This window comes from Enterococcus sp. AZ177 (assembly GCF_050544585.1).
GTDB classification, from domain to species: Bacteria; Bacillota; Bacilli; order Lactobacillales; family Enterococcaceae; genus Enterococcus_L; species Enterococcus_L plantarum.
Map to the genome: position 1 here is coordinate 1,461,103 of NZ_CP172944.1, position 26,063 is coordinate 1,487,165.

Sequence of the window (26,063 nt, forward strand, 5' to 3'; positions counted from 1 at the left end):
ATGGCGAAAGATTTATTACTTGAAATTGGTTTGGAAGAAATGCCAGCTCATATTGTCAGCCCAAGTCGTTTACAATTGGAAAACAAAATAGTAAAATTCTTAGACGAAAATAACTTAACGTATGAAACTGTTCAAAGTTTCTCGACGCCTCGTCGTTTAGCGATTCGTGTGACGAAATTACCTGAGCAACAAGAAGATACACAAGAAGAAGTAAAAGGTCCTGCTAGAAAAATTGCGCAAGATGCTGAAGGTCACTGGAGTAAAGCAGCTGAAGGATTCGTTAGAGGTCAAGGTTTGACGACGGATGCAATTACATTTAAAGAACTGAATGGTGTGGAATATGTTTATGTGACAAAGCATAATCAAGGTCAAAAAACGATTGATGTATTAACTGGTTTGAAAGATGTGATTACTAGTTTAACATTCCCTGTTACAATGCATTGGGCTGATTATGATTTTGAGTATATTCGCCCGATTCACTGGATCGTAGCTTTACTGGATGATGAAATTATTCCTTTTTCTGTACTCGATGTAACGACTGATAAAAGTTCTCGAGGACACCGTTTCTTAGGTGATGATGTAACGTTCAATCACTCAGCTGAATACGAAGAAAAAATGAAAGAACAATTTGTTATTGTAGATCCTAATGAAAGAAAAGCGCTGATTGTAAATCAAGCGAATGAGTTAGCGGATAAAAATAATTGGAAATTGGACTTAGATGAGAAATTGTTGGAAGAAGTCAATAATTTAGTTGAATACCCAACTGCTTTTGTAGGCGGATTCGATGAAAAATATCTTTCAGTTCCAGATGAGGTATTGGTTACATCAATGAAAGAACACCAACGTTATTTTGACGTCCGGAATGAACAAGGATTATTATTGCCACATTTTATTTCTGTCAGAAATGGAAACAACGTCCATATTGAAAATGTAATCAAAGGAAACGAAAAAGTTTTGATTGCTCGTTTGGAAGATGCGGAATTTTTCTACAATGAAGATAAAAAATTATCGATCGACGAATGTGTTAATAAATTAAAAAATGTTACTTTCCACGAGAAAATCGGTACGATTTACGAAAAAATGCAGCGAGTAGGCATTATTGGACAGATTATCGGAAAGGAAGTTGGTTTATTAGATGCTGAGTTAACAGATTTGAAACGAGCTTCTGAAATTTATAAGTTTGATTTAGTCACGAATATGGTGGGTGAATTCCCAGAGTTACAAGGAATCATGGGTGAAAAATATGCTTTGCTTCATGGCGAAAAACCTGCTGTTGCTCAGGCTATTCGTGAACATTATTTACCAACGTCAAGTGATGGTGCATTACCTGTTTCTGCTATTGGATCTGTTTTGGCGATTGCTGATAAATTAGACAGCGTATTTTCATTCTTTGCAGTTGGGATGATTCCGAGCGGCTCTAATGATCCTTACGCTTTACGTCGCCAAACATACGGTGTGATTCGCATCGTTGAAAGCAAAGGCTGGCAATTCCCGCTAGTTCAATTGCAGGCGGATATTGATGCGGCTGTTAATGCGGATAGTCAAAAATATGGCATTCAATTAACAAGTGGACAAGAAGAAGTTATTGACTTTGTGAAAGCACGTTTGCGCCAGTTGTTAACCACGAAAGATATTCGGCATGATGTGATCGATGCAGTGATTTCGTCTGAGCAAAAAGACTTGGCAAAATTATTTTCATCAGCAGCGATTCTAAAAAATCATCTGTTGGATAAGGATTTCAAACCATCAATGGAGGCATTGACACGCGTAATCAACTTAGCTAAAAAAGGGCGCGAGTTATTAAATCAGGAAAGTCAAGTTGATGCGACTCTTTTTGAAAATGATGCTGAAAAAGCATTGCATCAGGCAGTGAATAAAGTAGAAGAGAATTTTAATGAAAATACAATGTCTGAAAATTACCAAGCATTAGTAAACTTACGACCACTGATTGAGCAGTATTTTGAAAAAACAATGGTTATGGTGGAAAATGAACAAGTGAAAGCGAATCGATTGAAAGAATTGAATCGAATTACTAAAATGGCTTTATCATTAGCAAGTCTTGACTTATTGATTGTTAAATAAGTATATAGTTTAAAAGGTGAGGATCATCGACTAAATGATCCTCGCCTTTTTTAAAGCAAAATTTTTTCATAAATGAATTTAACGTGGTACGATAAACTTATCGATTGATAAGGTCATCGTACCTATTTTTATTTTTGGAGGAGGAAGTTAAAGTGAAACATTATATGAAATAATTTTAGCGTTGCTGCTTTGGCATTTTTAGTACTGGATTTCATCTGGTTGCTTTTCATCGCTAAAAAAATTTATCAAGCCTATTTAGGGTATTTACACAGAAGCTCTACTCGGCGTGCTATGTTAGGGAACCTATGAATTATCCAATTTGGTGATAATCAAGGACTGGTTAATATTTGTCACAAAGATTGATTTAGTCTGGGAGGACTGGTTAATATTTGTCACAAAGATTGATTTAGTCTGGGAGGATTCGTTATTGCTGCGACATGCGGAATACCCGTTTTTGCAGCGCAGTATTTTAATTTGAGGGAAATAATGGAAAAAAAGGATTATAAAGGAGGAATTAAAATGAGTAAAAATCAATCTCTAGGAACAAAAGTGCTTGTAACTGTTATTTATATTGTCATGATTGCAACAAATGCTGCCGCGATTTTATTGCCTATGAATGGTATGACGACACAGGAAGTTTCGGATTCATATCCTAATTTGTTTGCACCAGCAGGTTTGACGTTTGCTATATGGTCCGTAATTTATTTGCTGTTAGCTGGTTTTGTAGTGTATCAGTGGCTTAAACCGGCAGCTCGGTCGATAATAGCTGACCAACAAATTAGTAAAAAAATAAGGGTGTTATTTGTAATTTCTTCTATATTTAATAGTGTATGGTTAGTGGCATGGCAATATCTGCAAATTAATTTATCTGTTGTTATCATGTTAGGGTTGCTTATTGTGCTGATATATACAAATTATCTTTTGGCAAATACCAATTTGACGAAGCTGGATTATATCTTTGTAAGATTACCGTTTAGCGTTTATTTTGGTTGGATCACTATTGCGACAATTGCTAATATCACAGCCTTCTTAGTTGATAAGAACATTGCTTTTCTACAAAACAATCAAGTGTTTTGGACGATTACGATATTGATTGTTGGCTTGCTAATAATTACCGCAACAATTCTTTACAATCGTGATGTTGCTTATGGTTTAGCTACAATTTGGGCTTATTATGGCATTTTGAATAAACATCAATCGACAGATGGTTGGGACGGTGCCTATCCAGCAATCATTACAACAGTCATGATCTGTTTAGTTATTTTAGTTATCGTATGTATTTATGAACTCTTTTTACTCTTTAAAAGAAAAAAGAACGTCATCTAATCTAGGTTTCTGCGTTAGCTTCTGTTAAAATGATAATGAAATTTATTTTAGGTGGCTACGTAATGGAAAAAGAAACGAAAAATACACGAGTCAAAATTATTCAAGTCGCAACACGTTTATTTATGGATAACGGGTATCAGAGTACCTCTACAAGGCAAATTGCACAGTTGGCCGAGGTGACTCAACCAAATTTGTATCATCATTTTAAGAATAAAGAAGAAGTTTATGTAGGGGTTATCGAAAGCTTGTTAGGTGATGTAAACAAAGAATTAGTAAAAATTGTTGGAAATCCAAGTCTGGATACTATTAGTAAATTACAAAAGTTTGCTGAATGTCTGAAAACAAAGCATCCATTTGATTTTGATCTGATGATGCATGATTTCAGGACGAACTTAGCTGAAGAAACCCAGATGAAATTATTTTCGCTTTGGAACAGTTCCTATAAAGCACCGTTGTTGAATCTTTTCGAAGAAAGTGACTTTGCTATGCGAAACGGCTTATCGCCGGAGATTGCTACAACTCATTTTCTTAATACACTCTCTCCGTATATCAAAACAGAACAAAGTAACGCATCATTAAGTATAACTCGAGTTGTTGACCTTTTCGTTTTTGGCGTTTCAGCAACCAAATGATAAAAAATGACCAACTGCAAGTTTCTCTTCCAGTTGGTCATTTTTTTATTTTCTATTTTGTTTTCCAGCATTTCTACCATTTTTAGTAGTAGTTTTTGGAGCTGAAGGTTTTTGTTTATTTTTATCTTCTGTTGGTGTGACATCTTTACGAGGGACAATCACTTGTTTTGGTGGATTTTGTTTTAGTTCCTCTGCTACTTGAGCTTTGATTCTTGGTTTTAAAAATTGATTGGTAATCAATGTTTGAATACTACTGAAAATACCACCAACTACCCAATACAATGTTACACCTGCTGGAGAGCTGATTGACATGAATACAATCATTAACGGAGACACGATCAACATTGATTTCATTGTTTTCTTTTGTTCTTCTGGAATACCAATGGTTGAAAGGTATCCTTGAAGTAAGTATGCTACACCAGCTAACACAACGAATACAATACTTGGTTGACCAAGGTTAACACCAAAGAATGATGCATCGCCAATTCCTTTTGTATATCGAGCCGCAAAGAATAAGGCAGAGAAGATTGGCATTTGAATCAATAGAGGTAGACACCCGATACCGCCCATCATACTCATGTTATTTTCCTTGTAAACTTGTTGCATTTCAGCTTGAGCTTGCATTTGTTCTTCACGAGTCGTGGCTTCTTTTACTTTTGCTTGCGCCGCATCGATTTGCGGCTTGATCGCTTGCATTTTTTCTGTTTGGATCATGCTTTTTTTGGATTGATTCAATCCTAATGGCATAATAATAAGACGAACAATGATCGTGATAAAGATGATTGCCCAACCGTAATTCCAATCGAAATTATCAACGAGGTATGTAATAGCACTACTCATTGGTTTTACAAGTAAATTATAGATGATGCCTTCACCAGTTGGCTGGCCGTCAGAACCTGTTTTTACACATCCAGATAAAAACAACACTAAAGAGAATAGACCGGAACTTAAGAGCCACTTATTTAATTTTCTCATTTTATTCTTTCCTTTTCTAAAAAATTTGCACAAGGTTAACTATACTTGAAAAAGCGTTTTTTTTCAATAAAAATTAGAAGAATCCGCCTCAAGACTGAGTAAGATTCTTCTGGACTGATTTAGTTTGTTACTTTAAAGGTGGTATGCTCTTCGATTAGTGGATCTTCCTGTATATCCATATAGGTCACACGTCCTGCCGGGCTGGGCGAATCTTTGATTTTTTGAATAAACTGATTCATTTTTTCGTCAGTGCCTACGGATTCGATTGAAACGGATCCATCCTCTTCATTTCGGACGGTACCGTGAATTCCTAGTTCATCAGCCACCATCTTAGTCATATAACGAAATCCCACACCTTGGACTCTACCTTGCACATTCATGCGTACTTTTCTCATTGTTGTACACCTCGCTTTTATTTAAATTCATGATAGCGACTTTTCAATCTTCTGGCAAGTAAAGTAGTGACTGTTTGATTAAAAAGAATCATGGTATAATGGTCGAGTGAGGTGTGAAAATGAAAGAAATTTTATCGACAAAAAATGCAATGATCAAGGAATTAAAAAAATTACATAAAAAAAAGTATCGAGAAGAAAAGCAACAATATATAATTGAAGGATTTCATTTGATTGAAGAAGCTGAGAAAGCAAACGCTCAAATTGATTGGGTACTTTTTAATCAGCGAGGACGTACGGAGTGGTCGGATTGGTTAGACGAACAGCCACAAGAAAGATTGATTCAGGTCTCTTATGAGGTGTTAGAATCTCTTTCAGAATTACCTACTCCTCAAGGCATGATCGCAATCATTAGGATGCCTGAACTTGAGAATACGATACAATTTTCAGGTGGCTGGCTTCTTTTAGACAATGTTCAAGATCCAGGAAATGTGGGAACGATGATTCGGACTGCCGATGCAGCTGGTCTTTCAGGTGTGATTTTAGGAGAAGGCTGTTCCGATATTTACAATACGAAGGTGTTAAGGGCTATGCAAGGAAGTAATTACCACTTACCTGTAATATTCAAGCCTTTGGATAATATAATTGATATGTTCAAAAAATTAAAGATACCTATTTACGGTACTGAACTAAATCCAGAGGCAATCATCTATCAAAAAATACCCAGGACTAAGAATTATGCTTTAATTATGGGAAATGAAGGACAGGGGATTTCATCTAGATTTTTGGAGGAGACTGATCAAAATATCTACATTCCAATTAAAGGAGCAGCGGAATCATTAAATGTAGCGATTGCAGCTGGGATTTTAATGTACCATTTTGAAAGTGATAACTAAATATACTCTTTATGAGACTGAAACGAAATACATGTGCGATGTCGTTTTCAGTCTTTTTTTATTTTAAGAAAATTTTTCTACTAAATTTCTCTGAAATAAGATATAATAAATTAATTATAAAAAGATTTATATAAGTTACATTTGGATTGGAGGACGAATTAATTTTTAAACTAAAGGTGAGCTTTCCCAAAATTCAAACAAAAAATTGAAAGAAGGATGAACGTATGAAAAAGAAACTGCTTATTTCAGTATTGCTTTCATTGCTAATACCCGTAACAGCTTGTACCCAAAAAAGACAGAGTGAGCCTGTAGAAAACGTTTTACACACGCAAGAAAGTTCTCAAAAAAAAGAAGCGAGTCACTTTGAATATGATGATCAAAAAAGTTGGAAACAAGTATCTGGCAAAATGCAATCACCAATTGACATTCCAAGTTCTTTAGTAGAAAAGATGGCAGATGGCGGTGCAATCCAATTAGATTATAGTCGTAAAATAAGTGAGGCTAAGAATAATAGACATAGTATTCAAGTCACTGATTCAGGCACAGCGACAATCAATCACAGAAGATTCGCCTTAACGCAATTCCATTTCCACGCTCAAAGTGAACATACAATAGATGGGCAATATTATCCTCTAGAAGCTCATTTTGTCAATCAAGCCCAAGATGGACGCTTAGCTGTGATTGGTGTGTTTTTTACAGAAGGTGCTGAAAATAAAGGATTTCAAGAAGTACTTGAGGATGTGTCCGATGGCAAAAAAACAGAAATCATAGATATTGAATCAATGTTTCCAGAAAATAAGAGTTACTATCATTATTTAGGTTCGTTAACAACACCGCCGTTAACTGAAAATGTGGAATGGTATATTTTGAAAACACCAGTTGACGTCTCAAAAAAACAAATCGAAATGTTTGAAGAATATTATGAGCATAACAATAGAAATAGTCAATCGCTGAACGATCGAGTAATTCTTGAACATGATGAATAATCAAATTCGATTACTTTGTTAAGATAGAGATAAAAAAAGTATAAATAGTATGTTGAAATATTTTAAAGAATCATGTATACTAGATAACGGTGTTAAAACACTAAATCCACATCCAGATTCGATTTGTAAGGCGGTGCTACTTACTAGTAGTTCTTTATAAAGATGAGAACTGGAGAGGGAACAAATAAAAACCAAATTGGAGGAAACAAAAAATGGCAGTAATTTCTATGAAACAATTACTAGAAGCCGGCGTACACTTTGGACACCAAACTCGTCGCTGGAACCCAAAAATGAAGAAATATATCTTCACAGAAAGAAACGGAATCTACATTATTGACTTACAAAAAACAGTTAAATTAGTAGATGCTGCTTACGATTACATGAAAAATGTTGCTGAAGACGGTGGCGTTGCATTATTCGTAGGAACTAAAAAACAAGCACAAGAAGCGATCAAAGACGAAGCAATTCGTTCAGGTCAATACTTCGTAAACCACCGTTGGTTAGGTGGAACATTAACGAACTGGGATACAATCCAAAAACGTATCAAACGTTTGAAAGATATCAATAAAATGGAAGAAGACGGAACTTTTGAAGTTCTTCCTAAAAAAGAAGTTGTTGGTTTAAACAAACAACGTGAACGTCTTGAAAAATTCTTAGGTGGTATCGCTGATATGCCTAGAATTCCAGATGTAATGTACATTGTGGATCCTCGTAAAGAACGTATTGCTGTTCAAGAAGCACATAAATTGAACATCCCAATCGTTGCGATGGTTGATACAAACTGTGATCCAGATGAAATCGACGTAGTAATCCCATCTAATGATGATGCGATTCGTGCGGTTAAATTAATCACTGCTAAAATGGCTGATGCTTTCATCGAAGGAAACCAAGGTGAAGATCAAGCTGTAGAAGAAATCTTTACTGAAGAAGCACCAGAAGCTGCAACTTCAATCGAAGAAATCGTAGACGTTGTTGAAGGTAACAACGATTCAGCAGAATAATTAATAATAACGGAGCTGTCTCGAAGGCTAGGCGAAAAAAGCCTGATTCTCCTTTGAGATAGCTTTTTTAAAACGAATTTTATACTTAAATTATCTAGCTTCATGAGTCAGACTCTCAGAAAAAGAAGAAATCTACCTGTGACCAAAAACATCACAATCATATTTCCATATTTTCAGTCGAGTCTAATCGATCTCATTCAGCTTTTAAACTATCTAGCTTCGTAGGCTAGTCTTTAGGAAAAAGACAGAACCTGATTGTGGCAAAAAGCACCACTCTCGTGTTTCCCTATTTTTCTGTCAAGGCTAAACGAGCCTACTACGCTTTTAAAACTTAGGAGGAACAAAAAATGGCAGATATTTCAGCAAAATTAGTTAAAGAATTACGCGACATGACTGGTGTTGGTATGATGGACGCGAAAAGAGCGTTAGTAGAAGTAGAAGGTAACATGGAAGCCGCTGTTGATTACTTACGTGAAAAAGGAATGGCCAAAGCCGCTAAGAAAAATGATCGTGTAGCAGCTGAAGGTTTAGCAAATGTTGCTTCAAACGGTAACTTTGCAGCAATCGTAGAAGTAAACTCTGAAACTGACTTCGTTTCTAAAAATGAAATGTTCCAAGACCTAGTTAAAAAAATCGCGACTGAAATTGCGACAAACAAACCTGCGAACATGGAAGAAGCTTTAGCACTTAAAACAGATAAAGGAACATTAGAAACTGAATTGATCGAAGCAACAACTGTTATTGGTGAAAAAATCAGCTTCCGTCGTTTTGAACTAGTAGAAAAAGATGACAATGCCGCATTCGGTGCTTATTTACACATGGGTGGACGTATTGCAGTATTGACTGTATTAGATGGAACAACTGATGAAGAAGTTGCTAAAGACGTAGCAATGCACGTGGCAGCTATCAACCCTCGTTATGTGAATGAATCTCAAATTCCGCAAGAAGAATTAGAGCATGAAAAAGCAATTCTTTCAGAACAAGCATTAAACGAAGGCAAACCAGCGAATATTGTTGACAAAATGGTTGTTGGACGCTTAAATAAATTTAAAGCTGAAATTTCATTAGTAGATCAACCATTCGTTAAAGATCCAGATATGACAGTTGAAAAATTTGTTGCTTCTAAGGGTGCAACGGTTAAATCATTTATCCGCTTTGAAGTTGGCGAAGGAATCGAAAAACGTGAAGATAACTTTGCAGACGAAGTAATGAGCCAAATCAAAAAATAAATCTGTTGCTTAGGTAACAGTTGGGAACGCATTGAGATGCGCTCCCTTTTTTTAGGCAAATCAAAAGAAATAAACTGGCAGAATGCCTAGAGTATGTTAAAATGTTCTTAGACAAATGGTGGAGGGAAAACAAAAATGGTAAAACCTAAATATCAACGTGTTGTATTAAAGTTAAGTGGCGAAGCTTTGGCCGGAGAAGAAGGTTTTGGAATTAAACCTCCAACAATCAAAGAGATTGTAGAAGAAATCAAAGAAGTTCATGAATTAGGAATTGAAATGGCAATCGTTGTCGGTGGTGGAAACATCTGGCGTGGACAAATCGGTGCCCAAATGGGTATGGAACGTGCACAAGCAGATTACATGGGAATGTTAGCAACTGTAATGAACGCTTTGGCATTGCAAGATACGTTAGAAAATCTAGGTGTTCCTACTCGCGTTCAAACATCAATCGAGATGCGTCAAATTGCAGAACCATATATTCGTCGACGTGCAGAACGTCATTTAGAAAAAGGACGTATCGTTATTTTTGCAGGTGGTACAGGAAATCCATATTTTTCAACTGATACAACTGCAGCTTTACGTGCGGCAGAGATCGATGCAGATGTTATTTTAATGGCTAAGAATAATGTTGATGGTGTATATTCTGCCGATCCTAAATTGGATGCAACTGCAGTTAAATTTGAAGAACTAACACATTTAGATGTGATTTCAAAAGGATTGCAAGTAATGGACTCAACAGCAAGTTCACTAAGTATGGATAATGATATTCCATTGGTGGTGTTCAATTTAAACGAAACAGGCAATATTCGCCGTGCATGTCTAGGTGAAAATATTGGAACAACCGTAAGGGGGAAATAACAAATGAGTGGAACGGTATTAGAAACAGCAAAAGAAAAAATGAGTAAAGCAGAACAAAGTTTACAACGTGAATTGGGTCAAATCCGTGCAGGACGCGCTAATGCAAGTCTTTTGGACCGTATTCAAGTAGATTACTATGGTGCACTAACACCTGTGAATCAATTAGCTGGAATCAATATTCCAGAGGCCCGGGTATTGATGATCACACCTTTTGATAAAAATTCACTTGAAGATATTGAAAAAGCAATTCAAGCTAGTGATATTGGCATCAGCCCAACAAATGACGGTACAGTGATACGCTTAGTGATTCCACAATTAACGGAAGAGCGTCGTAAAGAATTAGCGAAAGATGTAAAAAAAGCTGCTGAAAATGCGAAAATCGCTGTTCGTAATATTCGTCGTGATGCTATTGATGAGTTAAAAAAACAACAAAAAAGTAATGATATCACTGAAGATGAGTTGCGCAATTTAGAAAAAGAAGCCCAAAAATTAACAGATGATAGTGTGAAAAATATTGATACGATCACTTCTGAGAAAGAAAAAGAACTGTTAGAAGTTTAATAAGTTATTTGAATATGAAAGAACAAGAAAATCCACTTGAATAGTGTATTTTCTTGTTTTTTTATATAAAATAATGATTATAAAGATATAATCTATAGATTTTGTAAGATCGAGCGAGTGCAAGAAAAAACATCTTGTTAAACCTCATGGGATATGGAATAATGATGTTAACTATATTTTCAAAAGGGAGCTGAAAAGGTGAATTTTATCAAACGTGCATTATGCAGTGTTACTAGAAAAAAGGGGAAATCACTCATTTTATTTGCAGTGATTTTTGTGTTGGGAAACGTTATTGCAGGAGCCATTGCGATTCAACAGTCTACACAGAACGTTGAAAAGAATGTCAAGAAGCAATTAGGTGGTACGGCTACGATTCAAATCGATTATGAGAATAATCAAGAAGAATTTGCAAAAGAAGACCTTAAAATTGAGCAACTTAAAATTGATTTAATGAAAAAAGTTGGGGAATCTCCATATGTAAAATATTATGATTATAACGCTTTAGCGATGGTTCAGACAAAGGAATTGAAAAGTGCTTCATTAGAATCAGAGCAATCTGGAGGCATGATGGAAGGATTTACCTTAAAAGGATCCAACTATCACAAAATTTTAGATGTTGAAGAAAAAAATATAAAAATAGTAGCAGGTAAAGTATTTACTCAAGAAGAGATTGACAATGGCAAAAATGTCGGCTTGATTTCTTCAAAAGTAGCAGAAGAAAATGGGCTTTCTGTAGGTGATCAGATGGTCATGGATACTAGAACGTATGATTATAACGAGAATGGCGATGAAAAAGAATTATTCAAGACGGATGTCCCTATCCAAATTATCGGAATTTTTGAACCTACAACAGTAGAAATGAAAGACAAAGAAAATAAAAAAAATGAAGAGCAAAATATGAATCAACAATATATGTCAATGCAACAACTCAACACAATTTATTTACCAAACAAAACAGTGTTAGAAATTAGCAAAGACAATATTGAAAAGCTAAAAAAAGTTGATCCAGATAGTCCCTATCTGTCAGAAGAGAGTCTAGAAGAATATTATACACCTGTGTATGTTTTGAAAAGTCCAGATGAGGTGGAAGCCTTTAAACAAGAAACACAGCCGCTTTTACCTAAGCTGTATACTGTGAAAGCTTCAACGGATCAATATGAACAAATCGGTGGAAGTATGAAAAAAATGTCTCAAATTTCAGGTTATGTGGTTATGATTGCGGTCATTGCTACGTTACTGATAATTTCACTTGTCGTCTTATTGTTTATGCGTGATCGCAAACATGAATTAGGAATTTATCTCTCATTAGGTGATAAACGTAGCCACGTTATGGGACAAATTATTATTGAGATGTTGATCATAAGTGGAATTGCACTGATTCTTTCTTTGATTACAGGGAATTTCTTAGGGAAAATGGTTTCAGAATCTTTATTGAATAGCGACCTATTAAATAATTCAAATGACCAAATGAACATGTTTATGGGCTTTGATGGACTAGGTACAACAGAATTGACAACGGATGATATCATGAACGCTTATGAAGTGAAATTCTCATTAGGATATATCGTTACGTATTTAGTTGTTGGATTAGGTACAGTTCTAATGTCAGCAATTTTACCATTACTGTACATCGTTCGTTTAAATCCAAAGAAAATCATGATGTAGGAGGCAAGGAAAATGGCAATTTTAGAAACAAAAGATCTCAGTTATTTTTACCAAGATGGAGATCAACGTCGTTTTATATTAAAAAATACCAATGTTGCTTTTGAACAGGGGAAATTTTATACTATTTTGGGGCAATCTGGTTCAGGAAAAACAACATTCCTTTCTCTGATCAGTGCTTTGGATACGCCTAAAGAGGGGCAAGTTTTATTGAATGGAAAAGATATCAAAACAATCGGATATGAGAAATATCGTCGCGATGATATCAGTATTATTTTCCAGAGTTACAACTTAGTTCCTTATCTGACAGCATTGGAAAATGTGTTAGTTGCAATGTCGATCACAGACAATGAACTACCACCAAATCAAAAAGAAGTTGCGTATAATTTACTAGATTACATCGGGATCACAAGCGAAAAAGCGGATCGACTCGTAAATCAGCTTTCCGGTGGTGAACAACAACGTGTTGCGATTGCCAGAGCTTTAGCAACAAATGTAGACATTATTTTGGCGGATGAACCAACGGGGAATTTAGATGAAGGAATGGAGCAAGAGATTGTAGATATTTTTCAAAATCTAGCAAAAGTTCATAACAAATGTGTAATTGTTGTGACGCATTCTAATGATATTGCTGGGCAATCAGATGAGACTTATTACCTGAAAAAAGGTGTGTTAAAAAAATATGAGTGATTTTCTATCAAATTTCAGCGGAGATAATTATGAGAAAACCCGCCAGAAAAAAAATGAACAAAAAGAAAAATTAAGTAAAAATGAACCTGACAAGAAACCGAAGTCTGAAAAGGATTCAATAGGTAAAGAAGATTCGGCTGTCAAACAAGGAGAAAGTCACTCTGAAGTATCGTATGGACCACGAAACAATCCGGGTAATGCTCCTACTGCTGCAAAAGAGAAAAAAATTGAATCAAGTGATACTGAGGGCTTGATATATTCTAAAAAAAGATCAAAAAAGAAAAAATACGAGTCGGTACAAGAACCAGTTAAAGAAACTGAACCAACTACTACAATACCAGTGAATCAGTCAAAGAATCCCGAAGAAGTGATTGAAACAGATCCAAACTATAAAAAAGAGAAAATCAAAAAATATCTTTATATTGGTCTAGGAAGTTTGGCAGCAGTTTTATTATTATATTTTGGCTATTACCAAATGACCCATGTAAGAGTCCCTAATTTTGAAGGAAAAGAATTGTCTGAAGTACGTGAATGGACAACTGAGAATGGCGTAAAACTTCAAGTAGAGCAAAAATACGATTTTGATAAAGAAGCAAACGTAATCATTCAACAAACAGTGAAAAACAAGAAAATCAAAAAAGGTAAAACTTTAGTAGTTGATGCTAGCCTTGGAGCGGACCCAGAAGAAGCCATTTCACTACCAGACTTCAAATCAATGAAAACAGCAGATGCGAAAAAATGGATCAGCAAGCAAAAAGCAGATAATTTAGCTATCATTGAAGAATACAGTGATAAAGTAGCAGCAGGTGACTATCTAAAATTCGAAATAACAAACAAAGATGTAAAAGCCGAAAATTATAAACGTAAAGACAAAGCCAAAGTCTATTTTTCTAAAGGCAAAGAAGTTTTTGAAAAAGATATTCCGATGCCTGATTTTGCTGGAAAGCCAAAAGAAGAAGCAACTGAATGGGCTAAGAAAAATGAAATTACACTAACAGTCGAGGAAGCGGACTCTGATAAGGTAGAGACTGGGAAAATTATTTCTCAAAGCGTTGGGAAAGACACTAAGGTTGCCAAAAAAGAAGCAATGTCAATTACCGTTTCAACAGGTAAAGCGTTAATTGTCCCAGATTTTTCGCAATTTACAGTAGAAGAAGCAGAATCAAAAGCAAGTGGATTACAAGTTCAAGTGAAACAATTATTTAATGATGAGGTTCCATACGGTCAATTTATCAGTCAATCCGTAGAGATAGGGAAAAAATATACAGAAAAAGATGAAAAGCCTGTGATTCAAGTCGTTTATTCTTCAGGAAGACCCTATATTAAAGATTTGCGCGACAATACTTTAGAAGGAGATCTTCAAAAGATTTTCTACGATGATTATCAGTCAAAAGGTGCGAATATCACCTATCAGGTTTATTATGTCGATTCAACTGTAACTAAAGGGACTGTGGTGAATATGAGTCAATATAATGAATTTATTCCGATCAATTCTGTTGTTCAAATCGGTGTCAGCAAAGGGAATCTAAAGCCTGAAGAAAATAAACCTTCAGAAAAAGAAGAAAAGATGGATTAAAATGCATTTTTTTGGGAAGTGAAGCAAAACGATTTTAAGTTTTGCTTCCTTTCTTTTTTAATTTAATGGAAAATTTTATGAGTAAAAAGACGGCAGAACCCATTTTTAAGTGCAAGTTTAGCCTGAATTAAGCGGATTCCCTCATAAATTTATTAAATAATGTGGAAATCTTTCCATTTGCATAGGCATTTCTGAAAGATATTGCTATAATAGTCTAGACAGATTTTTGGAATGGAGGGAAAAATATGTTACGTTTTTTTCCGCAAAAGAATAAATACATACAAAAAGAGAGTACATTTACTTTTGATAGCGAAGGTCCGATCCCAGGACACGTAGCCGTTATTATGGACGGGAATGGTCGGTGGGCTCAAAATCGACGTTTGCCACGAATTGCTGGGCATAAAGAAGGCATGAACACAGTTAAAAAAATTACGAAACATGCTAGTAAATTAGGGATCAAAGTCCTAACGTTATATGCATTTTCAACTGAAAATTGGAAACGACCAACAGATGAAGTAAGTTTTCTAATGCAGTTACCAGTCGATTTTTTTGATACCTTTGTACCAGAGTTGATCAAAGAAAATGTAAAAGTTCAAGTAATGGGGTACAAAGAATTGTTACCAGCGCATACACAGGATGCAATAGAGCGAGCGATTGAACAAACAAAAAATAATACTGGTATGATTTTAAATTTTGCTTTAAACTATGGTTCAAGAGCTGAAATTCTGACAGCGGTAAAAGAAATAGCTGCAAAAGCCGCAAATAATCAACTATCGACTGACGAGATTACTGAGGAGACAATTGAGGATCATTTGATGACAAGCTTTTTATCCGAGGACTTAAGGGACCCAGAATTATTGATTCGTACAAGTGGCGAAGAAAGAATCAGTAATTTCTTGCTTTGGCAGATAGCGTACAGCGAATTGTTTTTTACAGATGCTTTGTGGCCTGATTTTAATGATAAACTATTAGAAAATGCGCTAGCATCGTTTCAAAATAGAAATCGCCGTTTTGGCGGCTTAAAGGAAACAGAGGAGGAAGATAAATGAGACAGCGCGTTATTACTGCTGCCGTAGCATTAGTAGTATTTATACCGATCATTTGGTACGGGGGCTTTGCGATTGAACTTGCGGCAGCGATATTGGCAGTTGTAGGGGTTTATGAATTATTTAGAATGAAAGGACTAGAAATTGCTAGTTTTGAAGGTGTACTTTCAGCTTTAGGCGCAGTATTTTTAGTTTTGCCAAAAGATCGCTGGTTTTTCTTTTTACCAGAAAAAGCGGATAATTTTATTTTATTTTACCTAACAGTTATGATTTTATTAGGTGGTTTAGTTGCTTCCAAGAATATGTATACCATCTCTCAAGCTGGTTTTCCAGTTATCACAAGTTTGTATGTAGGTGTCGGCTTCCAAAACTTTGTGAGCGCTAGACATACTGGTTTTGTTGTATTGCTTTATGCATTATTTGTTGTATGGGCAACGGATATTGGGGCTTATTTTATTGGGAAACAGTTTGGGAAAAGAAAGTTATGGCCAGAAGTTTCACCTAACAAAACGATTGAAGGCTCATTAGGCGGAATTCTCTGCGCAGTCGTTGTGGCATTATTGTTCTTGCTGTTGACACCAAATAAAGAATTGTTTGTTTATAACTTGCCAACTATGCTAATTATCACTGTTGTCTTTTCGATTGTCGGACAATTCGGAGATTTAGTTGAATCATCCATCAAACGTCATTATGATGTAAAAGATTCCGGCACTATTTTACCAGGGCACGGCGGTATATTAGATCGTTTCGACAGCTTACTTTTTGTTTTTCCAATTATGCATTTATTCGGACTATTTTAATTTTCTAAACAAGAAGGGAAGGTGAAAAACTCTGAATGTTCAGGGTTTTTCTTTTTAATATGAAAAACATTGCATTATTAGGTGCTACAGGTTCTATTGGCACGAACACAGTGGCTGTTGTTACAGCGTATCCTGAGTTATTCCAAATCGAATCGTTGACCTTTCATTCAAATAGTGAAAAAGGCGCGGATTTAATTAAAATGTTAAAGCCGAAATATGTGGGTGTAGGCACAGAACAAATGAAAAAAGAGTTTACTACTCGTTTCCCTGAAATTGAATTTGGAGTAGGCGAAGAGGGGCTAATAAAAGCTGCAACGCTTGAATCAGTTGACGTCGTATTAACTGCGGTTACAGGCAGTGTGGGGTTGAATCCTACATTAGCTGCAATTAAAGCAAAGAAAGATATTGCTTTAGCAAACAAAGAAACGTTAGTTATGGCGGGGCAGTGGGTCATGGAAGAAGCAAGAAAAAATGAAGTGCGTATTTTACCCGTCGACAGTGAACATTCAGCAATTTTTCAATGTTTAGATGGACAAAAATCAGATAATTTAAAAGAGTTAGTAATCACAGCATCAGGTGGTAGCTTTAGAGATTTAACTCGTGAAGAGCTTAAAACTGTTACTTTGGAAGAGGCATTGAACCATCCAAACTGGTCTATGGGTAGAAAGATTACGGTAGATTCATCAACGATGATGAATAAAGGCTTAGAAGTTATTGAAGCACATTGGTTATTTGGTACAGATTATGATAAAATAAAAGTTGTTTTACATAAAGAAAGTATAGTTCATTCGATGATTGTTTTAAAAGATGGTGCATACTTGGCTCAACTTGGACCAAGTGACATGCGTGAACCAATTCAATATGCATTGACGTATCCAAACCGTTTGCCGATTCAAGATGAAAAAGCATTCGATTTAACTGAGATTAGTCAATTAAATTTTAAGCCAATGGATTTTGAGCGTTTTCCCATGTTAGAACTTGCTTATATTGTTGGGGAAAAAGGTGGAGCATTTCCAACAGTCTATAATGCGGCGAACGAAATTGCGGCAAATGCATTTATTGATGGCAAAATTTCATATCTTCAAATTGAGGAATTTGTCCAAAAAGCAATTTGGAATTATACAGAAACAAAGGAAGTCACTTTGGAAGAAGTGATTGCAATCGATAAACAAACAAGAACTATCGTAGAAAGATGGATAAAGGAAGAAGGTCTGTTATGAAAACAATCATTACATTTATTATTGTCTTTGGAATTCTTGTCTTAGTACATGAATTTGGACATTTTTTCTTCGCAAAGCGTTCAGGAATATTGGTACGTGAATTTGCGATTGGTATGGGTCCGAAGATTTTTGCCCATCAAGGTAAAGATGGCACAACCTATACAATTCGTATTTTACCGATAGGTGGCTATGTTCGCATGGCTGGGATGGGTGAAGACGAGACGGAGTTAGCCCCCGGAATGACTCTTTCTGTTGAGTTGAATGAACAGGAAGAAGTCGTAAAAATCAATACAAGTAAGAAAGTTCAATTGACAAATAGTATTCCAATGGAAATGCTAGAGGCTGATTTGGAAAGAGAACTATTCATCAAAGGTTATGTCAATGGAGATGAATCAGAAGAGACTACGTATAAAGTGAATCACGATGCAACGATCATTGAACAAGATGGAACGGAAGTTAGAATTGCACCGATCGATGTACAGTTCCAATCCGCAAAACTTTGGCAACGGATGTTGACGAATTTCGCTGGACCGATGAACAATTTTATTCTCGCGTTAGTATTGTTTACAGTTTATGTCTTTATGCAAGGTGGTGTGACGTATACAAATACTAATCTAATCGGTGGTGTCCAACCAGATAGTCCAGCCGCAAAAGCTAGCTTAAAAGCAGATGATAAAATTGTATCAATCAATGGCACATCTGTTAGTGACTGGAATGATTTCACAAAAATAATTCAAGATAGTCCTGATAAAGAATTGAACCTAATGGTAGAATCTGATGGAAAAACTAGAGAAGTTGATGTAATACCTAAAAGTCAAAAATCTGGCAAACAAGAAATTGGTGTGATTGGAATCTTACCGCCGAAGAAAACGGGCTTAGCAGATAAACTGCTTGGCGGAGTAGAAACAACTTTAAGTAGTTCTATGCAAATATTCAAAGCTCTTAAATCATTATTTACTGGATTTAGTTTAGATAAATTGGGTGGTCCAGTAATGATGTTCCAAATGTCCGCAGAAGCATCCAAAGCTGGTTTAAACACTGTGATCTGGTTGATGGCTATGTTATCCGTCAACCTTGGGATCATCAACTTATTGCCAATTCCTGCTTTAGATGGTGGAAAAATCGTTTTAAATATTTTTGAAGGGCTTAGAGGAAAACCTTTAAGTCAGGAAAAAGAAGGCATACTAACACTGATAGGCTTTGGTTTCATCATGTTATTGATGGTGTTAGTTACTTGGAACGATATTCAACGTTTTTTCTTTTAAATAATTAATTGGATTTATAGAACGAATCACTTGAGGAGATTCAACAATTCGTTTAAACAAAGGAGAGTTCTAATGAAACAGTCAAAAATGCTAATTCCAACTTTACGTGAGGTACCAAATGATGCTGAAGTGTTAAGTCATCAAATGTTATTGAGAGCAGGGTATATTCGCCAAGTCTCAGCAGGAATTTATTCGTATTTACCACTAGCAAATCGAGTACTTGAGAAACTAAAAAAAATCATGCGAGAAGAATTCGACAAGATCGATGCTATTGAAATGTTGATGCCTGCATTGCTTCCAGCAGAATTGTGGAAAGAATCTGGTCGTTATGAAACGTATGGTCCAAATCTATATCGCTTAAAAGACCGTAATGATCGTGATTATATTCTTGGTCCAACACATGAAGAAACGTTTACAGAACTGATTCGTGATGAGGTGAACTCATATAAACGTTTGCCATTAAATCTTTACCAAATTCAAACAAAATATCGTGATGAAAAACGTCCGCGTTTCGGGTTATTACGAGGCAGAGAATTTATCATGAAAGATGGCTATTCGTTCCATGCTGATGAAGAAAGTTTGGATCAATCATACCGTGATTATGAAAAAGCTTATTCAGCTATTTTTGAACGTTGTGGGCTGAATTTTAGAGCAATCATTGGCGATGGCGGAGCAATGGGTGGAAAAGATTCTAAAGAATTCATGGCTATTTCTGATATCGGTGAAGATACGATTTGTTTCTCAACAGATGGTGATTATGCAGCAAACTTAGAGATGGCAACAAGCTTGTATACACCTAAGAAGTCACACGAAACTCAGCTAGACTTAGAAAAAGTAGCAACACCAAATGTTGGCTCAATCGAACAAGTTGCATCATTTTTCAACGTCGAAGCACAACGAATCATCAAATCAGTCCTATTTATGGCTGATGCAGAACCTGTGTTGATTTTAGTTCGTGGAGATCATGAAGTGAATGATGTTAAGCTGAAAAACTTCTTAGGCGTTGACTTTTTAGAAGAAGCAACAGAAGAAGACGCACGTAAGTATTTGGGTGCTGATTTTGGATCTGTTGGTCCTGTAGAGCTTTCTGAAGAAGTGAGATTATTTGCTGATTTACATGTCCAAGATTTAGCGAATGCAATCACAGGTGCTAATGAGACTGGTTTCCATTATAGCAATGTTAATCCAGGACGTGATTTTACTCCGATCAGCTATGAAGATTTACGTTTTGTACAAGAAGGAGATCCTTCTCCTGATGGGAATGGTGTCTTAGAATTTACTAAAGGAATCGAAATTGGTCATATCTTTAAACTTGGAACTCGTTATAGTGAAGCAATGGGTGCCACTGTTTTAGACGAAAACGGTAGAGAAAAACATGTGATCATGGGTTGTTACGGAATTGGCGTTAGCCGTTTACTATCTGCGATCGTTGAACAAAATATTGATGAAAATGGTATTAACTGGCCGACAGGCATTTCACCATTTGATTTGCATGTTGTTCAAATGAACATTAAAGACGAATATCAGACAAAACTTGCACAAGAAGTAGAAGAAGTAATGTCAGCGGCAGGATATGAAGTACTAGTTGATGATCGTAATGAGCGAGCAGGAGTGAAATTTGCTGATGCGGACTTGATTGGTTGTCCAATTCGTATCACAGTTGGTAAGAAAGCAGTAGATGGTGTAGTTGAAGTGAAAATCAAACGAACTGGAGAGATGGTTGAGGTTCGCAAAGAGGAACTTGAAAGTACGTTATCTATCTTATTGAACGCAGATAAAGAATAAAGCTAAAAATGTTTACGGGATTAATCTTCAATCAGATTCCGTAAACATTTTTCGATACGATTAATTGGAGAATGGTAGTAAATCAGAACGCATAAGTTTTGTTTGCATTGAATTTCAACGGAAAAAATAGTATACTTAATTGTGGCGAGGCACTTGGCAGAAATGTCTAAGGGCCTCTTTCTTATCAAGTTGGTCAGCTAGGACTGACGGTTTCATTATAGTACGTTTTTGGGCTAATTTTTTTGTAAAAAGATCAGATGTGGGCAAGAAAACAGTGTTATTTTCTATCGATGATTTTTTAAACAGAAAGGACCCAGCCCATTTCGCTTTTATCTATCTAGCTGCGTGGGCTAGGTCTTCGGAAAAAAGATAAAAATAAAAAGAGGCAAGAAGCGCCTCCGTTAATTTTTGCTATTTTTTATTCAGACCTAAACGAGCCCATTTCGCTTTTAAAATAAGGAGGTTCATTAGTGGCAGACAAGGCACAAGAGTTATTTGCAAAGTTGATTGATCAGATTCAATTAAATGAACAAGAGCGGCAGCATCCGCTTATTCAACAAGGAAGAATTGACAAAGTTGTGGTTCATCAACAAAGCCGCTTATGGGAATTTCATTTAGGATTCACTGAAATATTACCAGTTATGCTATATCAATCATTTATGCAACAATTAGAGCTTGCGTTTCAGCAAATTGCAAGTGTATCTGTCAAAATTTCAGCAGATAAAAATGAATTTACAGAAGAACAATTGACGGATTATTGGCAACTAGCATTGTTGAATAGTCAATGTGATACGCCATTAGTTCAGCGTGTAATCAAATCGCAAACTCCTATTATTGAAGATAAAAAAATTATTTTGCCAGTTGATAATGATGCAGTTATCCCCTATTTGAAACAACAATATTTACCGATAATAGAAGAATTATTTAGTCATTACGGTTTTCAAAAGTTTCATATTGAACCTAAGATGGATGAACAACAAGCTAAGCGTGTGTTAGCATTATTTGAAGAACGCAAACAAGAACAAGACGCAGCGTTCCAACAACAAGCAGCTGAATCATTGGTAAAACATGAACAAAAGAAAAAACAACAGCAGCAACAAGGGCCAGCCCTTGATGGACCGATTCGGCTTGGGCGAAATATCCCCAATGACGAACCTATCATGCCGATGGGCAATATCTTAGAAGAAGAACGCCGTGTGACAATCGAAGGTTTTGTCTTTGATGTAGAAGTTCGAGAGTTACGTTCTAAACGGAAAATTTTGATTTTAAAAATCACCGATTATACCTCATCCTTTATCGTTAAGAAATTCTCTAATGGTGAAAAAGACGAACAAATTTTTGATGCAATCCAAAAACATAGTTGGGTTCGAGTTCGAGGAAGTATTCAAGAAGATACTTTTATGAGAGATTTAGTGATGAATTGTCAAGATTTGATGGAAGTCAAACATGCACCTCGTAAAGATTATGCACCAGAAGGCGATAAACGAGTTGAACTGCATTTACACAGCAATATGAGTACAATGGATGCCACAAACAATGTTGCTGACTACGTTGCCCAAGCAGGGAAATGGGGTCACAAAGCCATTGCGATTACCGATCACGGTGGAGCTCAAGGTTTTCCAGATGCTCATAGTGCTGGGAAGAAAGCGGGAGTCAAAATTTTATATGGTGTGGAAGCCAATGTAGTTGATGATGGTGTTCCAATTGCATATAACGAAGCACATATTGAACTAAGCGATGCAACCTATGTCGTATTTGACGTTGAAACGACTGGATTGTCAGCCGTCTACGATACAATCATTGAATTAGCTGCTGTCAAAATGCACAAAGGGAATATTATCGACACGTTTGAGCAATTTATTGATCCTGGTCATCCATTATCTCAAACAACAATCAATTTAACTGGGATCACGGATGAGATGGTAAGAGGGTCAAAATCAGAAGAAGAAGTCCTTCGCTTATTTAGAGAATTTTCAAAAGATACGATTCTTGTAGCCCACAATGCATCATTTGATATGGGATTCTTAAACACAAGTTATGGAAAATATGATATTCCGGAAGCGGAAAATCCAGTTATTGATACGTTGGAGTTATCTCGTTATTTACATCCTACATTCAAGAGTCATCGGTTGAATACGTTGTCTAAGAAGTTTGGCGTTAACTTAGAACAACACCATAGAGCGATCTATGATTCCGAATCAACGGGACATTTATGCTGGATTTTTTTGAAAGATGCCAAAGAAAATCATGGGATGAATTATCATGACGAATTGAATATGCATATTGGAGAAGGCGATTCATATAAACGTGCCAGACCATTTCATGCAACGATTTTAGCAACAACGCAAGCTGGTTTAAAAAATCTGTTTAAATTGATTTCAATGTCTAATATCAACTATTTTTTCAGAATTCCACGAATTCCGCGCTCTCAGTTAAGTAAATTACGAGAAGGATTGATCATTGGGTCCGCATGTTCCAATGGTGAAATCTTTGAAGCGATGATGCAAAAGGGTGTAGAAGAGGCGAAAAATCGAGCAAAATTTTATGATTATATAGAGGTTATGCCGAAAGCTGTTTACGCACCACTTCTTGAACAGGAATTGGTTAAAAGTGAAGCAGATTTGGAAGAGATCATAACGAACTTAGTAAAAATTGGAAATGAATTAGAAAAACCTGTTGTAGCAACTGGAAACGTTCATTATCTGAATGAAGAAGATAGCATTTATCGTAAAATTTTAGTAGGTTCTATGGGCGGGGCTAATCCATTGAATCGTCATAGTTTACCAGCTGTTCATTTTAGAACGACGGACGAGATGTTGACAGCCTTCCAATTTTTAGGCGAAGAGACAGCACATCGAATCGTTGTAGAAAATACTAATGCTATCGCTGATATGTGCGAAGAAATCACACCAGTTAAAGATGATTTATATACCCCAAAGATTCCAGGTTCAGAAGATGAAATCAGAAATTTAAGTTACACTCGTGCAAAAGAACTTTATGGTGATCCATTGCCGGATATCGTTGAAAAACGATTAAAAAAAGAATTAGATAGTATTATCGGAAATGGGTTTTCAGTTATCTATTTAATTTCACAAAAATTAGTGCATAAAAGTATGGAAGATGGTTACCTAGTAGGTTCTCGTGGATCCGTAGGGTCAAGTTTCGTTGCAACGATGACTGGGATTACAGAGGTCAATCCTCTAGCTCCACATTACCATTGTATCAACTGCAAGCATTCTGAATTTTTTGAAGACGGCTCATATGGTTCAGGGTTTGATATGCCAGAGAAAAACTGTCCAAACTGTGGGCAACGATTATTCAAAGATGGCCATGATATTCCGTTTGAAACCTTCTTAGGGTTCCATGGGGATAAAGTTCCCGATATCGATTTGAACTTTTCGGGAGATTATCAAGCAGAAGCGCACAACTACACGAAAGTATTGTTCGGTGAGGAATATGTGTATCGTGCTGGAACAATTGGTACGGTTGCGGATAAGACCGCTTATGGATTTGTGAAAGGGTATGAACGCGACCATAATCTTCATTTTAGGGGAGCAGAAGTAGATCGCTTAGCAAAAGGTTCTACTGGTGTTAAACGGACGACTGGACAACATCCTGGGGGGATTATCGTTATCCCAGATTATATGGATGTTTACGATTTTACACCGATCCAATACCCTGCAGATGACCAAAATTCTGAATGGAAAACGACTCACTTTGATTTCCATTCAATCCATGATAATATTTTGAAACTTGATATTCTTGGCCATGATGATCCTACTGTTATTCGGATGCTGCAGGATTTATCAGGAATCGATCCTAAAACGATTCCGACGGATGATCCTGAAATGATGCGCATTTTTGCTGGACCCGAAGTATTAGGTGTGACAGCAGAGCAAATTTATTCTAAAACGGGTACTTTGGGAATACCTGAGTTTGGTACTCGTTTCGTACGAGGAATGTTAGAAGAGACGCATCCGTCAACTTTTGCAGAGTTACTCCAAATATCTGGACTGTCTCACGGGACTGATGTTTGGTTAGGAAATGCTGAAGAATTGATTCGCCGAGGAGAAGCGAATCTCGCAGAGGTTATTGGTTGTCGTGATGATATCATGGTTTACTTGATTCATGCTGGACTAGACAGTGGTATGGCCTTTAAGATCATGGAGACGGTGCGTAAAGGGCTTTGGAATAAAATCCCTGATGAATTAAGAGAAGAGTATTTGACCGCAATGAAAGAAAACAATGTGCCAGACTGGTATATTGATTCTTGTTCCAAGATCAAGTATATGTTCCCAAAAGCCCATGCGGCTGCTTATGTTTTGATGGCGTTACGTGTGGCGTACTTTAAAGTGTATTTCCCGATTCTATACTATTGTGCTTATTTCTCTGTTCGTGCAGATGATTTCGATTTGGTTGCTATGTCGCAAGGCAAAGAAGCAGTGAAAGCGCGAATGAAAGAGATTCAAGATAAGGGATTGGAAGCTTCCACAAAAGAAAAAAATCTTTTAACGGTTTTAGAACTTGCTAATGAAATGATTGAACGCGGCTTTAAATTTGGTATGATTGATTTATATAAATCAGATGCTGAGAATTTTGTGATTGACGGAGATACCTTGATCGCACCTTTCAGAGCGGTACCTAGTTTGGGATTGAATGTGGCAAAATCAATTGTAGAAGCAAGAACAGAACCATTCTTATCTAAAGAAGATCTTGCAAGTCGAGGGAAAGTCTCAAAAACTTTGATTGAATACATGACAGAAAATGGCGTGTTAAAAGATTTACCGGATGAGAATCAATTATCGTTATTTGATATGTTATAAAAATTGGTGCGTCCAACGGATTAATTGAAACTTTAGATGAAAATAGCACTATTTATATTAAAAACAACAGAGTCTCGTAAGATTCTGTTGTTTTTTAGCAGTTGGAACAAAGCGAAGAGCGCTTTGTTCCAACTGCTTTTTTCTCATCGTTCTTTAATTTTAAAGGAATAGCTCAGAAAAAATCAAAAAAAATTTTTGGTGATTTTAAATTCAGTTTAATTCATTTAATGTTTTAAATTGTAAAAAAAAGAAATTTTC

At 36.1% G+C, this 26,063-nt stretch carries 20 protein-coding genes and 1 pseudogene; 19 read left to right on the forward strand and 2 right to left on the reverse strand.

Features of this window, described 5'->3' with window-relative positions; genetic code table 11:
• From glyS to IGJ34_RS07200, 4 genes and pseudogenes are all read left to right on the forward strand, one after another.
• Complete coding sequence (gene glyS / locus IGJ34_RS07185; protein WP_430598460.1) at positions 1–2,082, forward strand: glycine--tRNA ligase subunit beta; 2,082 nt, start codon at positions 1–3, stop codon at positions 2,080–2,082.
• A gap of 186 nt (positions 2,083–2,268) precedes the next feature.
• Positions 2,269–2,391: pseudogene (locus IGJ34_RS07190) on the forward strand (DUF2177 family protein); the annotation flags it as partial.
• 210 nt (positions 2,392–2,601) lie between these two features.
• The gene (locus tag IGJ34_RS07195; RefSeq protein ID WP_430598461.1) at positions 2,602–3,408 is read left to right on the forward strand and encodes a tryptophan-rich sensory protein; all 807 of its coding nucleotides are present in this window, start codon (positions 2,602–2,604) and stop codon (positions 3,406–3,408) included.
• 62 nt (positions 3,409–3,470) lie between these two features.
• Positions 3,471–4,040, forward strand: coding sequence for a TetR/AcrR family transcriptional regulator (locus tag IGJ34_RS07200; RefSeq protein WP_069653049.1), 570 nt, complete (start codon positions 3,471–3,473; stop codon positions 4,038–4,040).
• A gap of 45 nt (positions 4,041–4,085) precedes the next feature.
• Here IGJ34_RS07200 and yidC read toward each other — a convergent pair whose 3' ends face one another.
• Both yidC and IGJ34_RS07210 read right to left on the reverse strand, forming a co-directional pair.
• Positions 4,086–5,015 (reverse strand): membrane protein insertase YidC, encoded by a 930-nt coding sequence (gene yidC / locus IGJ34_RS07205; protein WP_069653050.1) that lies wholly within the window; start codon positions 5,013–5,015, stop codon positions 4,086–4,088.
• 119 nt (positions 5,016–5,134) lie between these two features.
• Positions 5,135–5,410: an acylphosphatase gene (locus IGJ34_RS07210; protein ID WP_206838545.1), complete on the reverse strand. Its 276-nt coding sequence runs from the start codon at positions 5,408–5,410 to the stop codon at positions 5,135–5,137.
• A 119-nt stretch (positions 5,411–5,529) separates the two neighbouring features.
• Between IGJ34_RS07210 and IGJ34_RS07215 the strand changes: the two genes are divergently transcribed.
• The 15 genes from IGJ34_RS07215 (at position 5,530) to IGJ34_RS07285 (ending at position 25,805) form a co-directional block, all read left to right on the forward strand.
• Entirely contained in the window at positions 5,530–6,303 is a 774-nt protein-coding gene (locus tag IGJ34_RS07215; protein WP_430598462.1) for a TrmH family RNA methyltransferase, read from the forward strand.
• A gap of 224 nt (positions 6,304–6,527) precedes the next feature.
• Positions 6,528–7,289 carry a carbonic anhydrase gene (locus IGJ34_RS07220; RefSeq protein ID WP_430598463.1) on the forward strand — a complete coding sequence of 254 codons (762 nt, stop codon included), beginning with the start codon at positions 6,528–6,530 and terminating at the stop codon, positions 7,287–7,289.
• A 212-nt stretch (positions 7,290–7,501) separates the two neighbouring features.
• Complete coding sequence (gene rpsB, locus IGJ34_RS07225; RefSeq protein ID WP_069653054.1) at positions 7,502–8,290, forward strand: 30S ribosomal protein S2; 789 nt, start codon at positions 7,502–7,504, stop codon at positions 8,288–8,290.
• A gap of 347 nt (positions 8,291–8,637) precedes the next feature.
• A complete protein-coding gene (gene tsf, locus IGJ34_RS07230; protein ID WP_069653055.1) occupies positions 8,638–9,519 on the forward strand; it encodes a translation elongation factor Ts in 882 nt (293 codons plus the stop codon).
• 135 nt (positions 9,520–9,654) lie between these two features.
• A complete protein-coding gene (pyrH, locus tag IGJ34_RS07235) occupies positions 9,655–10,377 on the forward strand; it encodes a UMP kinase (protein WP_069653056.1) in 723 nt (240 codons plus the stop codon).
• A gap of 3 nt (positions 10,378–10,380) precedes the next feature.
• Positions 10,381–10,938 carry a ribosome recycling factor gene (gene frr / locus IGJ34_RS07240; RefSeq protein ID WP_069653057.1) on the forward strand — a complete coding sequence of 186 codons (558 nt, stop codon included), beginning with the start codon at positions 10,381–10,383 and terminating at the stop codon, positions 10,936–10,938.
• A gap of 198 nt (positions 10,939–11,136) precedes the next feature.
• Positions 11,137–12,603 carry an ABC transporter permease gene (locus IGJ34_RS07245; protein WP_430598464.1) on the forward strand — a complete coding sequence of 489 codons (1,467 nt, stop codon included), beginning with the start codon at positions 11,137–11,139 and terminating at the stop codon, positions 12,601–12,603.
• Between the two features lie 12 nt (positions 12,604–12,615).
• Positions 12,616–13,290, forward strand: coding sequence for an ABC transporter ATP-binding protein (locus IGJ34_RS07250; RefSeq protein ID WP_069653059.1), 675 nt, complete (start codon positions 12,616–12,618; stop codon positions 13,288–13,290).
• The gene (locus IGJ34_RS07255; protein WP_430598465.1) at positions 13,283–14,866 is read left to right on the forward strand and encodes a PASTA domain-containing protein; all 1,584 of its coding nucleotides are present in this window, start codon (positions 13,283–13,285) and stop codon (positions 14,864–14,866) included. Before IGJ34_RS07250 ends, IGJ34_RS07255 begins: the two co-directional genes overlap by 8 nt.
• Positions 14,867–15,111: 245 nt before the next feature.
• Positions 15,112–15,915: an isoprenyl transferase gene (locus IGJ34_RS07260; RefSeq protein WP_430598466.1), complete on the forward strand. Its 804-nt coding sequence runs from the start codon at positions 15,112–15,114 to the stop codon at positions 15,913–15,915.
• Complete coding sequence (locus IGJ34_RS07265) at positions 15,912–16,712, forward strand: phosphatidate cytidylyltransferase (RefSeq protein ID WP_111248709.1); 801 nt, start codon at positions 15,912–15,914, stop codon at positions 16,710–16,712. Before IGJ34_RS07260 ends, IGJ34_RS07265 begins: the two co-directional genes overlap by 4 nt.
• 59 nt (positions 16,713–16,771) lie before the next feature.
• Complete coding sequence (locus IGJ34_RS07270; protein WP_206838530.1) at positions 16,772–17,932, forward strand: 1-deoxy-D-xylulose-5-phosphate reductoisomerase; 1,161 nt, start codon at positions 16,772–16,774, stop codon at positions 17,930–17,932.
• Positions 17,929–19,197 carry an RIP metalloprotease RseP gene (gene rseP, locus IGJ34_RS07275; protein WP_069653063.1) on the forward strand — a complete coding sequence of 423 codons (1,269 nt, stop codon included), beginning with the start codon at positions 17,929–17,931 and terminating at the stop codon, positions 19,195–19,197. Before IGJ34_RS07270 ends, rseP begins: the two co-directional genes overlap by 4 nt.
• A 72-nt stretch (positions 19,198–19,269) precedes the next feature.
• Positions 19,270–20,982: a proline--tRNA ligase gene (locus IGJ34_RS07280; RefSeq protein WP_206838524.1), complete on the forward strand. Its 1,713-nt coding sequence runs from the start codon at positions 19,270–19,272 to the stop codon at positions 20,980–20,982.
• Between the two features lie 470 nt (positions 20,983–21,452).
• Positions 21,453–25,805: a PolC-type DNA polymerase III gene (locus tag IGJ34_RS07285; RefSeq protein WP_430598467.1), complete on the forward strand. Its 4,353-nt coding sequence runs from the start codon at positions 21,453–21,455 to the stop codon at positions 25,803–25,805.
• The last annotated feature ends 258 nt before the right edge of the window (positions 25,806–26,063 follow it).